Source organism: Allokutzneria albata, assembly GCF_900103775.1.
In the GTDB taxonomy this organism is placed as follows: Bacteria; Actinomycetota; Actinomycetes; order Mycobacteriales; family Pseudonocardiaceae; genus Allokutzneria; species Allokutzneria albata.
The window spans coordinates 5821970-5835116 of the sequence record NZ_LT629701.1; the positions used below are offsets into that span (position 1 = coordinate 5821970).

General features: G+C 69.1%; 11 protein-coding genes. 7 read left to right on the top strand and 4 right to left on the bottom strand.

Annotation, left to right across the window (positions count from 1 at the left end):
* The first annotated feature begins 11 nt into the window (after positions 1-11).
* Positions 12-2591, top strand: a complete 2580-nt coding sequence (locus tag BLT28_RS26330; RefSeq protein WP_030427205.1) for a CHAT domain-containing protein — start codon at positions 12-14, stop codon at positions 2589-2591.
* On the opposite strand, the gene BLT28_RS26335 is transcribed toward BLT28_RS26330, so the two are convergent.
* Positions 2563-3012, bottom strand: a complete 450-nt coding sequence (locus BLT28_RS26335; protein WP_030427204.1) for an SRPBCC family protein — start codon at positions 3010-3012, stop codon at positions 2563-2565. The genes BLT28_RS26330 and BLT28_RS26335 overlap by 29 nt on opposite strands.
* 75 nt (positions 3013-3087) lie before the next feature.
* Here BLT28_RS26335 and BLT28_RS26340 point away from each other — a divergent pair, with 75 nt between their 5' ends.
* Positions 3088-3558 carry a DUF4383 domain-containing protein gene (locus BLT28_RS26340; protein ID WP_052406866.1) on the top strand — a complete coding sequence of 157 codons (471 nt, stop codon included), beginning with the start codon at positions 3088-3090 and terminating at the stop codon, positions 3556-3558.
* On the opposite strand, the gene BLT28_RS26345 is transcribed toward BLT28_RS26340, so the two are convergent.
* Positions 3555-6272, bottom strand: a complete 2718-nt coding sequence (locus BLT28_RS26345) for a TIM-barrel domain-containing protein (protein ID WP_063766516.1) — start codon at positions 6270-6272, stop codon at positions 3555-3557. The two genes, BLT28_RS26340 and BLT28_RS26345, sit on opposite strands and share 4 nt — an antisense overlap.
* Positions 6273-6388: 116 nt before the next feature.
* Here BLT28_RS26345 and BLT28_RS26350 point away from each other — a divergent pair, with 116 nt between their 5' ends.
* The 3 genes from BLT28_RS26350 (at position 6389) to BLT28_RS26360 (ending at position 10110) form a co-directional block, all read left to right on the top strand.
* A complete protein-coding gene (locus BLT28_RS26350) occupies positions 6389-6985 on the top strand; it encodes a mechanosensitive ion channel family protein (RefSeq protein ID WP_052406864.1) in 597 nt (198 codons plus the stop codon).
* 85 nt (positions 6986-7070) lie between these two features.
* The gene (locus tag BLT28_RS26355; RefSeq protein ID WP_030427200.1) at positions 7071-9317 is read left to right on the top strand and encodes an alpha-N-acetylglucosaminidase; all 2247 of its coding nucleotides are present in this window, start codon (positions 7071-7073) and stop codon (positions 9315-9317) included.
* 40 nt (positions 9318-9357) lie between these two features.
* A complete protein-coding gene (locus BLT28_RS26360; protein WP_030427199.1) occupies positions 9358-10110 on the top strand; it encodes an EI24 domain-containing protein in 753 nt (250 codons plus the stop codon).
* On the opposite strand, the gene BLT28_RS26365 is transcribed toward BLT28_RS26360, so the two are convergent.
* The gene (locus BLT28_RS26365) at positions 10107-10775 is read right to left on the bottom strand and encodes a GntR family transcriptional regulator (RefSeq protein ID WP_043810206.1); all 669 of its coding nucleotides are present in this window, start codon (positions 10773-10775) and stop codon (positions 10107-10109) included. The two genes, BLT28_RS26360 and BLT28_RS26365, sit on opposite strands and share 4 nt — an antisense overlap.
* Before the next feature lie 88 nt (positions 10776-10863).
* Between BLT28_RS26365 and BLT28_RS42145 the strand changes: the two genes are divergently transcribed.
* Together BLT28_RS42145 and BLT28_RS42150 are read left to right on the top strand one after the other, a co-directional pair.
* On the top strand, positions 10864-11286 hold the full coding sequence (locus BLT28_RS42145; protein WP_030427197.1) for a VOC family protein: 423 nt from the start codon (positions 10864-10866) through the stop codon (positions 11284-11286).
* Positions 11283-12011, top strand: a complete 729-nt coding sequence (locus BLT28_RS42150; protein ID WP_043810205.1) for an SDR family NAD(P)-dependent oxidoreductase — start codon at positions 11283-11285, stop codon at positions 12009-12011. The genes BLT28_RS42145 and BLT28_RS42150 overlap by 4 nt, the downstream gene beginning before the upstream one ends.
* Here BLT28_RS42150 and BLT28_RS26375 read toward each other — a convergent pair.
* Positions 11986-13083: a LacI family DNA-binding transcriptional regulator gene (locus BLT28_RS26375; protein ID WP_156050499.1), complete on the bottom strand. Its 1098-nt coding sequence runs from the start codon at positions 13081-13083 to the stop codon at positions 11986-11988. The genes BLT28_RS42150 and BLT28_RS26375 overlap by 26 nt on opposite strands.
* Positions 13084-13147: the final 64 nt, after the last annotated feature.

Genomic DNA, 13147 nt, shown 5'->3' on the forward strand with positions numbered 1-13147 from the left:
GGAGGCGGATCATGCTCGATCGGCTCGGCTTCGACGTCGCAGTCCGCGGCCCCAAACCGCTCAAGGCGACGGACCGCGAGGCCAACGCGATCCTGACGGTCTCGGCGCACCCGCTGCCGAGGACCGCGGAAGTGATCGTCTTCGACCGGTCGGACCGGGCCGAGTTCCCGGCGGTGAAGGCGCACGTGCTGAGCGCGATCGACGCGGTCGCGGACGGGTTGGAGTTCGCGGTGGTCGCGGGCTCCACGACGGTGCCGGACGGCGCGCGCCTGGTCGTGGCGGACCAGCGGACGCGTGCGGCTGCGAAGGCGGCGGTCGGCGAGCTGGGGCCTGAAGGCAGCGCGGAGTTCGCGTCCTGGCTGGGGCGGGCCGCCGTGCTGCTGGCGGAGCACGAAGGCCCGCACCCGCGCGCGATGCTGATCACCGCAGGCACGAAGCAGGAGTTCGCGGTCGCCGCAGCGCCGTACGTGGACCGCTTCGTGTGCAACTACGTGGGCCCCGACAGCGCGACGGAAGGTGTCGAAGACGGCATCCACCTGAACCTGTCACTGCACCCGAACTCACGGTTGCGCTTCCTGCGACAGATCTCTCCTCAGCGGGTCGATCTCGCTGATGCGGTCGGACCGCTCGGGTACAACACCGGCGCTTGGGGCGCGGAGTCCCGCGAGTACCACCTGTGCGTCGAGATCCCGCAGCCGATGGGACCGGAGTTCCTTGCGGCGCAGGTGGTGGTCGCGCGGTTGGGCGAGGGCGGGGAACCGGTCCGACTCGCGCACGCCAATGTCGTCGCGCAGATGGAGATTCTGCAGCCCACCCAGCCGCCGGGCGAGAACAGACCGACCTCGAACGTGGTGAGCACGGGGTTCGCCGACGCGGCCGCTCCGCTGCTGCCGCTGCCGCCGAACCAGACGTTGCGCCCTGGATGGGGATATTGGTTCTGGCTCGATGTCGGCCCGCTCGTCAGAGCCTCCATCGAAGCCGCACCTGTGCCTTTGCCTGCGTCCCTGCCCACGGACGCGCTGTTGACCGTTGTGCTGTACGGGTTTTCCGGAGAGCTCGAAATCGATCCGGCCGCGGCCACCGGCGTGCTGCGGATGAATCAGGACGGCTCGGCGCACGTGCTCCGCCAACCATCCATTGTGGAGCATCCGACCAGGTTGTTCTTCCCCGTCCGCACGCCACCCGAGCAGAAACTCCTTCGCCTGCGGTGCAACATGTACTGGCAGCAGGAGCTGATCCAGTCAAGGTTGATCATCGCAGTCCCGGGCGAGATCAAGTCCACTGTGGACTTCAGGATTGCCGACCCGGTCGACGTGCTGCGCCGCTCGACGCCGTACCAGTACAGCGCCAGTCTCCTGCTCAACGACGACGGTCGGGGCACGCACGCGTTGCGCGTGCTCGCCAGAGAAGGCGCGAACGCGCTGCGCGCCGAGGCTGCGATCACGGGCCACCAGCTCACGAGCGCGATCCGGATGGCCAGGGGCGCGCTGAGGCGCGTCGCATGGGGTAGCGAAGAGCCGTGGCGCGAGGAGTTCGACTACCGCTACGGTGTGCCGCCGAGCGTCGAGCAGGTCACGAACGACCTGATCACTTTGGCGGTCAACGGTTATCGACTCCACCACGTGCTGGTCCGGGCGCTGGGCCGCTCGGGGAACGAGAGCGCGTACAGCATGGCCGACCGGGTCGGTGCCGCGCTCGGCGATCCGGGTTTCGTCCAGATCGCGTTGCAGGAAGGCGCTCGGCACGTCATTCCGGCGGCGATGCTCTACGACCTGCCGCTGGACAGCAACGCGCCGGACTTGGTGCTGTGTCAGGACTTCCTGGCCTGGGCGAGCCGGAACGAGATCCCGCTGAGCCCGTGCCTGCGGCGCAGGTGCCGGCAAGCGCTGAGCCCGAATCCGAACGTCGTGTGCCCCGGCGGCTTCTGGGGATACCGGCACGCGCTCGGGTTCCCGGTGTCGCTCGGGACGGCGCCCGCGGTGCCGCCACTGCTCCCCCACGACGGTGGAGCGCGGCTCGTCGGCGGGGTCTACCAGGACTTCGCCTCAACGGCCGCGCACCGCGACGCGCTGCGGAACCTGTTGCCGTGGAAGGACTACCGGCTCGGCGAAGATCGGGAGAGCACGCTCGCGGGACTCCAGGGCGACCCGCAGATCGTCTACTTCTACTGCCACGGCGGCGTGAGCGGCGCGGTGCCGTACCTCCAGGTCGGCAGGCGGGGCGGACCGGCCATCACCCCGGACAACCTCCACGAGCGACGGGTCCGCTGGGCGTGGAGCCGACCGCTGGTACTGCTGAACGGGTGCAGGACAAAGGATCTGGAGCCGGAGCGGGCGATCGACTTCGTGAGCTTCTTCGTCGAGGAGGCCCTCGCGTGCGGGGTGATCGGCACCGAGATCACGGTGTTCGAGCAGATGGCCCGCCAGTTCGCCGAGGAGGTCCTGCGCGGGTTCCTGGTGCGCGGCGAACCGATCGGCGCGGCCGTGACGCGAGCGCGGGTGGCCATGCTCGCGAACGGGAACCCGTTGGGGCTGGCCTACATCCCCTTCGTGTCGCCGACGGTCACGATGACCCCTCTGCGAGTGCCTTGAGCCGCGCCAGGGTCTTCTCCATGTTGACCGCGTTGCGGCTGTCCCGGTCGACGACGCCGGTGCCGACCGGGGCGACCACCGTGCGGAAGAAGCGGTTCCGGAGGTCGCGGGTGCTCTCGGTGACGCGACAGCCCAGGTCGCTCACTTCGATGTCGTAGCGCCACTCCGCGACGGGCACGCCGAAGCTGCGGACCCGGTAGGCGAAGCAGCGGCCGGGCTCGGCGCGGATCACCTCAGCGGTGGTCCACCACCGGAACAGCCCGTTGCGATTACCTGCCCGGAACCGCGCGCCGACGCCGCGCGCCGTGGTCAGCCACCGCGCGTCGGTCGACTCGACCACGAAGCGACTCTGCCGCGCCACGTCGCTGACCAGCGCGTACACGGTCTCTGGCAACGCTCCGATGTCAACGCTGCGTTCCATGCCCCGAACAATGCTCGCATTCGTCGGCGATGTCGAGAAGCGTGCGCCGGGCGATTACTGGGTAGCCCCGCGGGTATGGCAAGTACACCGGCGGCCGAGGAGCCGCACAGCTCGCGTTATCCATGGCCGCAGGTCACGGCGCTGGTTGTCGGTGCCGCGTACTTCCTGATCGGCCTCGTCGGTTTCACCGTGACCGGGTTCGGTGACTTCTTCCTGCACAACCACGACGTGCACCTGCTGGGGTTCACGGTGAACCCGCTGCACAACCTCGTGCACTTCGTGATCGGCCTGGCGGGCATGGCCTCGTCGACCGGGTTGCGGGCCACGGCGGTGTTCGGCTGGGTGCTCGCGGTCGCCTACGGTGCCGTCTTCCTGTTCGGCCTGTTCGCGGCCTCCATGCCGCAGATCAACTTCCTGAACATCAACTGGGCGGACAACGTGCTGCACCTGGTCAGCGCCGCGGTCGGGGCGGTGATCGCGCTCGGTGCCGCCAGGATCGGCAGCCGCGAGGGCTGGACCGATCCGCCCCGCCCCGGCACCAACTAGCGCGGCGTTGTGGTGAGGGTGGTTTGTGCGCCCGCGGCGGCTTTGAGCTTGACAGTCAAGGTTCGTGTGGGGGCGTCGTAGGTGAACGGGGTGCTGGTGCCCGCGACGGAGACGGCTTGAGGCGGACCGGCCACATTGCGGAAGTTCACGGTCCACGTCCGGTCCGGCACCGCGCCCGGGAAAGTGCCGACGCGAGGCAAGATCGTGAGCGTTGCGGAGCCCTCGCGCTCCGTGTAGCGGATCTCCGTCCGGCCGAACTCGCCGTTGCGGTAACCGTGTCCGTCTCCGGCGTCCTCGTAGAGCGAGAACGAGCCGATGCCGCCGGTCGCGACGTCGAGAGTCACCTGGTCCAGCGGACGCTGTCCCGAGTGGTCCACGTAGTCCGTCCGCGTGGGCAGGATTCCGCCACCGCGGAGGAACACCGGCATCGTTGACAAGTCGGTGGTGACTTCCTGCACCGCGGGGCCGGTGTAGCGCTTGCCGGTGAAGTAGTCGGTCCAGGTGCCCGGCGGGAACCAGACCTTTGTCCTCACATCGCTCGTCCCGGGCGAGGTCACGGGTGCGACCAACACGTCATCCCCGTAGAGGTACTGGCGGTCGAAGCGGTACGCGTCCTCGTGCTCCGGATAGTTGAGGTACATGCCCCGCGTCATCGGCAGACCGGTGTCGTGGGCCTGCCGAGCGAGCGAATACGTGTACGGGACAAGGGCTTCCCGGAGCTGGAGGAACTTCGTCGCGGACGCACGGGCCTGCTCGGCGTAGTCCCACGGGAGGCGCACGCCGTGGTTGGAGTGCAGGCGCAGCAACGGCTGGAAGGTGCCGAACTGGACCCACCTGGCGTACATGTCCTCCGGCAGCTTGTTCCCGTTCTCCGGGTAGTTGTGGGCGCCGATGTCGTGCGACTCGTACGGCATGCCGATGTTGCCGCGCCGAATCGTGTAGTAGGAGGCGAAGGACAGCAGCTCCCACGTCGACGTCGTGTCCATCGAAGTGTCCACTGTGTACCGATGCTCCGCCCAGGGACCCGCGGGGAAGGCCGGGGTGAGCGCGTAACCGCCGAACCCGCTTCCGCTGCGGTTCCAGGAGAACCCGCGTTTGCCCTGGTCGTCCGCGCGCTTGGCGTACTGCATGTTGAGCACGCTGTCCGGCGAGATGCCCTCGCCGCGCGCGAAGCTGCCGTCGCAGCAACTGTCCGGCCACCACACGTCGAGGCCCTGCTCCTCGAACTTGCGGTGCAGGTTGAAGTACGCGGTCGATTCGGCGGGATTGCTGAGGTCGAAGACCCGGCACTCCTCCGGCAGGTTGCAGAGCCCGACGCGCAAGTCGCGGTCCAGCTCGGCCTTGACCTCGGCGTAGCGCGGGTCGCTGGTCGCGATGCTCGGGTGGATGTTCAGCGAGACCTTGATGCCCTCGCGGTGCGCCCAGTCGAAGAAACCCTTGGGGTCAGGGAAGTACTTCGGGTCCCAGTCCCATCCGTTCCACTTGTTCGGCGCCTTGAAGTCGGTGTCCACCACGAGCGCGTCGAGCGGCACCTTGTTGGCGCGGAAGGCGGGCACGATCTCGTCGCGGTAGTCGGCGTCGGAGTGCGCGTAGTACCGCGAGTACCAGTTGCCGAAGGTCCAGCGGGGCAACAACACCGACGGTCCGGTGAGATCGCGCAGGTCGCGCAGGCCCTGCCGGTAGTCGTGGCCGTAGCCGAAGAAGTAGCCGTCCTGGTAGTCCGTGGTGCGCTTGGGACGTGGGGCGACCGAACCGTTCGGCTGCATGATGCCGGTCTCGGTGTCGTTGAGCAGGTACCAGCCGTCACGGCTGAGCATGCCTTCGTAGAGCGCGCGCGGACCGTCCGCCTCGTCCAGGCTGCGCCGCCAGCCGCCGAGGTTCGCGGCCGCGTGCGCGGGATCGGCGGGCGTCGGGTACTCGGCGTCCACGGGGGTGAGCGCGACGCTGTCGATGTCCACTCCGCACCGACCCACCTCGGTGCACTTCACCGACATCGCGGGCGCACCGGCGGGAAGGTCCACAGCGACCCGTGCGACCGCGCGCTTGTCCCAGCCGCCGGTGGGCGCGAGGGGGATCGGAACGGTGACGTCGCCCGCCGTCACGGTCATGGTCTGCGGCTCACCGCTGGGCACCGCGTTGGCGTAGCGGACCTGAACGGAGTGCTTGCCCGCAGGGACTTTCTTGGCCGTCCAGGCGATCGTCGAGTTGCGCCGGGTCAGTCCGGCGACGTAGCCGCGGCCGGTGAAGCCCGGGTGCTCGTCGGCGACGATCGCACCGTTGACGTTGCGCTGCGTCTCGGCCTCGCAGAGCTTGTCGTAGTCGCACGAGCCGACCAGCTCCCAGGCCGGACGCGCGGTCACCGCCATCGGCCCGGCCATCAGGTCCACGCGCAGGTTGTCCTGGCTGAACGGCCCGGAATTGAGCCGGTACTGCAGGGTGAGCTTGCCGGTCTTGATGATGAGCAGGCCGTTCTGCTGGGTCTTGCTGAAGGACGCACGGGGGAACTGCCGATTGATCGCGTTGAATGTGGGACGTTCCTCGAAACGGCGGTCTCCGGCGTATTCCATCCGGATCAACGTGGGGGACAACACCTCGAACCGGGCCGATCCACTGACCACAGAGGAGGCACCGGTGTGGGCCTGTACCGGGGCGGCCGAAACGAACACGACCGCCGTCACCATCGCGACGGCCAAAGGGGTTCTGCGCAACTTCATCGCCGGCTCCCCACGTATTCCGTTGATTGCCCACCAGAGTAATCCCGGTCACCACCACGCCGCTGCCCGCCGATGGGCTGTTAGCCGGGCGGGGACAGCGGGGTACCCGGACGGACATGAGAGTTCTCCCGCTGGGCATCGCCGTGGTCACCGCGGTCTCCGGCCTCGCCCTGGCCGGAGCTCCGGGCTCGCTGCTCGACCCCGACGACCGCGCCCTCGCCAAGATCCTCCTCGTCGCCGGGACCGTCCTGTTCCTCGTCGGCGGGGTCGCGCTGACCCGTCTGCTGGCGGGCGACATCGACCGGCGGTTCGACCAGCGCGGCCTGCAGGCAGCCGGTTCGATCGTCAAGATCGTGGTCACCGTCGTCGGATACGTGCTGGTCGCGCTGACCGCGCTCGGCCTGATGGCGGTACCGGTGCAGCAGTTGCTGCTCGGCGGCGCGATCACCGGCGTCGTGGTGGGCATCGCCGCGCAGCAGACGCTGGCAAACGTTTTCGCCGGGCTGGTCGTGCTCTTCGTGCGCCCGTTCAAGGTCGGCGACACCATCGAGGTCCGCTCCGGAGCGCTGAACGGACCGTTCACCGGGCGGGTCATCGCGCTCGGGCTGACCTACGTCACGCTGTCCACCGAGGACGGCACGTTGCTGCTGCCGAACTCCGGCGTGCTCGCATCCGGGCTAACGGTCAATCTTCCCTCCTCCGCATCGGTGTGACTCCTGCATTCGCATGACGCCTCTGGTCAGCGGGCGGACAAACCCGGACAGTTAGTGGGAAAACCGGCTTTCGGGGGCTGATCACATGACCCGTTTCCACCGTCGCGGCTTCCTGCAGACCGCGCTGGCCGGAGCACTGGTAGCGGCCGCACCCGGTACGGCGTCAGCGGAATCCCCGCGTCCACCGCGGACATTCGACACGGCGGCGCTCAGAACGGCGATCACCCGTTTGCTTGGCGGAAATACCGGATGGGCGCAACAGTTCGACTTACGCCCCATGGAGCCGCCGGCCGGGGCCTACGACGTATTCGACATCGCGGGCGAACGCGGCGCGGTCGAACTCAGCGCCAGCAGCCCGGTCGCCCTGATGTCAGGATTCCACTGGTGGCTCAAGTACGTCGCGGGTGGACACCTCTCGGCCAATGGCGACCGGCTCGACCTGCCGCGCCGGTTGCCCGCACCGAAACGACCCATCACCAAGACGACATCGCTGACCGACCGCTATGCCTACAACTTCACGGTCTTCGGCTACACCATGCCGTACTGGCACTGGGAGGACTGGGAACGCGAGCTCGACCTGCTCGCCGCGAGCGGCTACAACCGGGTCCTGTCCATGGTCGGCCAGGAGATCATCTGGTACGAGCTGTTCCAGAACTTCGGGCTCACCGAGTACGAAGTGCGCCAGTGGATCGCACAACCCGCGCACCAGCCGTGGCAGTGGTACGGCGAGATCACCGGCTACGACGACGGCGAGTCCGCGTACAGCGGCCCGGTCAGCGTCGAGCTGATGCGCAAGCGCGCCGACCTCGGCAGGCGGATCAACGAGCGGATGTGGCAGCTCGGCATCACACCGGTGCTCCCCGCCTTCATCGGGCACGTGCCGGACCGGGTCTTCGCGCAGCGCAACCCCTTCGCGAAGGTCATCCCGCAGGAGGACTACGGCGGGCACCCGCGGCCGTGGTGGCTCGCGGCGACGGACCCGCTGTGGCCGCAGGTCGCCGAGCAGTTCTACCGCTTGCAGGCCAAGCACTTCGGCACCTCGACGCACTACTCCAACGACCTCATGCACGAGGGCGGGGTGCTCGGCGACGTCAAGATCGGCGACGCCGGGCGCGCGGTGCAGAACGCGCTCACCAAGGCCGTTCCCAACGCGACGTGGCTTTTGCAGGCGTGGCAGGGGAATCCACGCAAGGAACTGATCGAGTCCATCGACAGGAACCGCGTGATCGTGCTCGACCTGGACTCCGACGACGGTCCACTGTGGAACAAGACCAACGCGTTCTGGGGCGCGCCGTGGGCCTGGGGCACGATCCAGAACTTCGGTGGCCGCCTCGGCATGTTCGGCAACCTCATCGAGCCCGGGCGCACCCTGCCCGCGGTGCGCAAGGCGCCGGACCGGGGACGGCTCACCGGCACCGCGATGGTGCTGGAAGGGACCTACCACAACCCGGTGGTCGGTGACCTGCTCGCGGAGATGACGTGGAGGGACGAGCCGGTCGAGCTGGAGGGCTGGATCGCCGACTACGTGCGGCGGCGCTACGGGACCGCCGACCAGAACGCGCTGACCGCGTGGCGGGTGCTGCTGAACACGGCGTACTCGTACAAGGCGACCGGGCACACCAGCGGTGAGGGGCCGCACGAGACCCCGTTCGCCGCCGAGCCCGCATTGACGGTGACGTCGGCCTCGTCGTTCGCGCCGAAGACGTGGCGGTATCCGCCGGAGCAGTTCGAGCCCGCGCTCGCGGCGTTGCTGCGCGTGCACCCGATGCTGCGCCAGCTGAAGACCTACCGGTACGACCTGGTTGACGTCACCCGTCAAGTACTGGCGAACAGGGCGCGCCGCGTGCTCGACCGCGTCCGGACGGCCTACCAGGCGAAGAACCGGCTCGAAGTGGAGCGGCTGGGCGAGCGCTTCCTGCACTACGCCGACCTGACCGACCGCGTGCTCGGCACGCACGAGCAGTGGATGCTCGGACCGTGGGAGCAGCGCGCGAAGGGCTGGGCCGCCACACCGCTCGAAGAGGAGATCCTGGTGTGGAACGCCAGGTCCATCCTCACGATCTGGACGATCAAGGGCTGTGGCGTGTTCCACGAGTACGCCAACCGCGACTGGCACGGGCTGATGGGCCAATACTACCGGGCGCGGTGGCAGCGGTGGTTCACCGAGTTGGCGAAGACGGTGGACCTCGGCATCCCGCCGGTGTTCAACGACTGGTGCTCGCGGGCCGACAACTGGGCACGGCGGGCGGCCACGCACCCGACCAAGCCGCTCGGCGACACCTACACGATCGCCGCCGGGATCGCGGCGGAGCTGGCGGGTGAAAAGGACTGACTTCCGACACTGGCGCGTCCGGTTGTGACAGATTTGCCGGGTGCGCGATTTCTTCAAGGGACTTCGGATGTTCGGTCAAGGACTGGGCATTCTTCTCGGCAAACCGAGGCTGCTGCTGATCGGCGCGTTGCCGGCGATCCTCACCACGGCGCTGCTGATCGGCGGCCTCGTCACCCTGTTCTTCTCACTGGACGAGCTGGCCCCGATGGTCACGCCGTTCGCCGACACGTGGGCCGAGGGGGCGCGGAACGTCCTGCGGATCGCGACCTCTGTGGTGCTGTTCGCCACCGGCCTCGCGATCGGTGTCTTCCTGTTCTCCGGGCTCACCCTGGCGATCGGCGGGCCGTTCTACGAGACCGTCGCGGAGAAGGTCGAGGACGACCTCGGCGGCGTTCCCGACGCGGTCGACCTCGGCTTCTTCACGTTGCTGGGCATGGGGATCGCGGACACCTTCCGGCTGCTGCTGCGGTCGTTGATGTTCACGATCCCGCTCTTCTTCGCCGGGTTCATCCCGGTGTTCGGGCAGTTCGTCGTCCCGGTGCTGCTCGCGCTGGTGACCTCGTGGTTCCTCGCGCTCGAACTGATCGGCGTGCCGTTCTACCGGCGCGGCATGGGCTTGAAGGAGCGGCGGGACCTGCTGCGCAAGCGCCGGATGCTCGCGTTCGGCCTCGGGCTGCCGACCACGCTGCTCTGCATGATCCCGCTGGCGGGCATCATCGTCATGCCCGTTGCCTTCGTCGGCGGTGTCCTCGTGGCCCGCGAAACCCTCGAGCTGTCCCCCACCGCTGTCTAGGGGGCAGGGACGGTGAGGTCGCGGGTGAGGGCGGTCATGGCGCCCAGCACGTGTTCCTCGGCCACGCGGGCAAGGCGCTTCTCGGCGGTGCCGCGGAGCAGGTCGACGAGTTCGCGGTGCTCGTCGACCACGAGCCCGCGATAGCCCGCCCGGCCCAGGCGAATGCGCGTGAGCTGGCACAGCCGCACCGACGAGCGCAGTGCCAGCCACGCCTCTAGCAGCCTGCGGTGGCGCGCGGCGCGGTAGACGCGGTCGTGGAACTCGATGTCCAGGGCGAGCAGGTCGACCGCGTCCGCGCCCGACTCCACCGCGGCGGCCATGCGGTCGACGACCTCGTCCAGCTCCGCCAGCTCCTCCGGGGTGGCCCGCTGTGCGGCAAGGGTGCTGGCCAGCCGCTCGATGGTGGCGCGCAGCGTGTAGACCTCCTCGGCCACCTCGGGTGTCACGTCGGTGACGCGCGTGCCGCGGTGCCACTCGCTCTGCACCAGGCCCTCGTGCTCCAGCATCGCCAGCGCCTCGCGGATCGCGCCCCTGCTCACGCCGAGGGTGCCGGCCAGCTCGACCTCCCGCAGCGCGGTCCCGGGCAGGAACGTGCCGTCGAGGATGGCGTCGCGGATGCGGTCCGCGGCGTCGCCGGAGAGCCCCCGACGTTCGACCTTCTTCATTTTTCTATCCTAGCGGTCCCGCAAGTATGCGTATAGCCTGCGAGAACGGATGCAGAACTTGTCCGAATGTCGACATTAGGAGGGTGCGATGAGCGCACTGCCCCGGTTCCACCTCGCCGTCCCGGTCACCGACATCGCCGCGGCGCGCTCCTTCTACGGCGGGGTGCTCGGACTGGAGGAGGGGCGCTCCGCCGAGCGCTGGATCGACTGGAACCTCTACGGCCACCAGTTCGTCACCCATCTGTCCGAAGCGGACGGTGGCGATACCGCGAGCAACCCGGTCGACGGGCACCAGGTGCCGGTGCCGCACTTCGGGCTGCTGCTGACCATCGAGGACTTCCACGCGCTCGCCGACCGCATCCGCGCCGCGGGCGTGGAGTTCGTCATCGAGCCCTACCTGCGCTTCGCCGGGCAGCCGGGCGAACAGTGGACGATGTTCTTCCGCGACCCGTCCGGGAACGCCTTGGAGTTCAAGGCATTCGCCGACGACTCGCAGGTCTTCGCGAAGTGAGGCGGGTACTCGTCACGGGCGCCTCCGGCGGCATCGGACGTGCCATCGCCAGGGCGTTCGCGGCCGACGGGGCCAAGGTCGCCGTCCACTACTCGACCCGCCCAGACCAAGCCAGGGACACGCTCGAAGACGGTGTTCTCGTCGGCGGTGACATCGCCGATCCCGTGCAGGCCAAGCGAATCGTCGACGAAGCCGCAGCTGGGCTCGGCGGCCTGGACGTCTTGGTGAACAACGCCGCGGCCAACGTCGCGCACCCGATCGCCACCACGTCCTATGAGGACTGGACGGCGGCCTGGCGGCGCGTGGTGGACGTGAACCTGGTGGGAGCGGCCAACCTCAGCTACTGCGCCGCGCAGGTCATGCGCGGCCAGGGCAGCGGGCGCATCATCAATGTGGGCTCGCGCGGGGCCTTCCGCGGTGAGCCGGACCATCCCGCGTACGGGGCGAGCAAGGCCGGACTGCACGCGCTCGGCCAGTCACTCGCTGTCGCCCTTGCTCCGCATGGGATCTCGGTGACCTCCGTGGCACCGGGATTCGTCGCGACCGACCGCGTCGCGGACCGGCTTGCCGGGGAGTCCGGCGAGCAGATCCGCGCTCAGAGTCCCTTCGGCCGCGCCGCCGAGCCGGAGGAGATCGCCGCGGCCGTGCTGTGGCTGGCCTCGCCCGAGGCGCTCTGGGCGTCAGGAACCGTCGTGGACCTCAACGGCGCTTCCTACCTGCGTTGACCGGAGCCGTCGAACTCCTGACCACCAGTTCGGTCGGGAGCTTCGTCGGCTTCGGCGCCTTGCGGCCGGACAGCAGCCGCAGCGCCAGCTCCCCCGCGATGCGGCCCTTGCTGATCAGGTCCTGGCGCACCGTCGTGAGCGGCGGCTCCAACAGGCGCGCCGTCGAGGTGTCGTCGTAGCCGACCAGCGACAGGTCCTCCGGGATGCGCAGACCGAGGTGCCGAGCCGCGGTGGTCGCGGCCGACGCCAGCTCGTCTGACATGCACAGCAGCGCCGTGAGGCCGGGCTCCTCGGTCAGCGCGGTGTGCGCGCCCGCGACGGCCTTCTCGCGGTCCATGCCGGTGAACTCCCAGATCGGCACGGAGTCGGGATCGACGCCCGCCGCGGCGAGGACACCGAGGTAGCCCGCCAGCCGCTCGCGGTTGATCCGGAACGGGCTGCGCTCGGCCTCGGCGCGGCTCCGCCGACCGCCGGGGAAGCCGTACATGCAGTCCTGCGCGAGGATGCCGATCCGCCGGTGGCCCAGCTCCACGAGGTGCCGGGCGGCAGCCTCGGCCCCGCCGCGGTCATCGATGCCGACGACGGCCGCCCCGGGCATGAAGGGCTCGTCGATCACCACGAGCGGCAGGCCGCGGTCGCGCACGGCTTGCAGGCCGGACGCCTTGTCGGACAAGGAGTACGAGACCATCAGGTCGGCCTGGGCGCGCATCACCTGCTCCACCCTCGGGCCGCCGTCCTCGCCGCCGGGCAGCAGCACGAGCGCGTGCTCCCCCGGCGCGATGGCCGTGGCGAACGCGTCCAGCGTGATCGACAGCGCCGGATCGGAGAACGCGATCGACAGGTTCGCGTCGAGCATGAAGGCGATCGCCCCGGACTGGCTGCGGGCCAGGCTGCGCGCGACCGGGTTCGGCCCGGCGTAGCCGAGGCGCTTGGCGGCCTCCAGCACCCGCTCGCGCAGTTCCGCGGAGAGCTGGTCCGGCCGGTTGTACGCGTTGGAGACCGTGGCCCTGGAGACGCCGACCGCCGCGGCGACATCGTCGAGGGTCGGACGCCGACGCCGTGTGACATTCACCATCGCAGTTTAGAGGGCGCTGACGACTGGACTTACTGAAGCGCTTAAGTCACTGTGGAGCAGG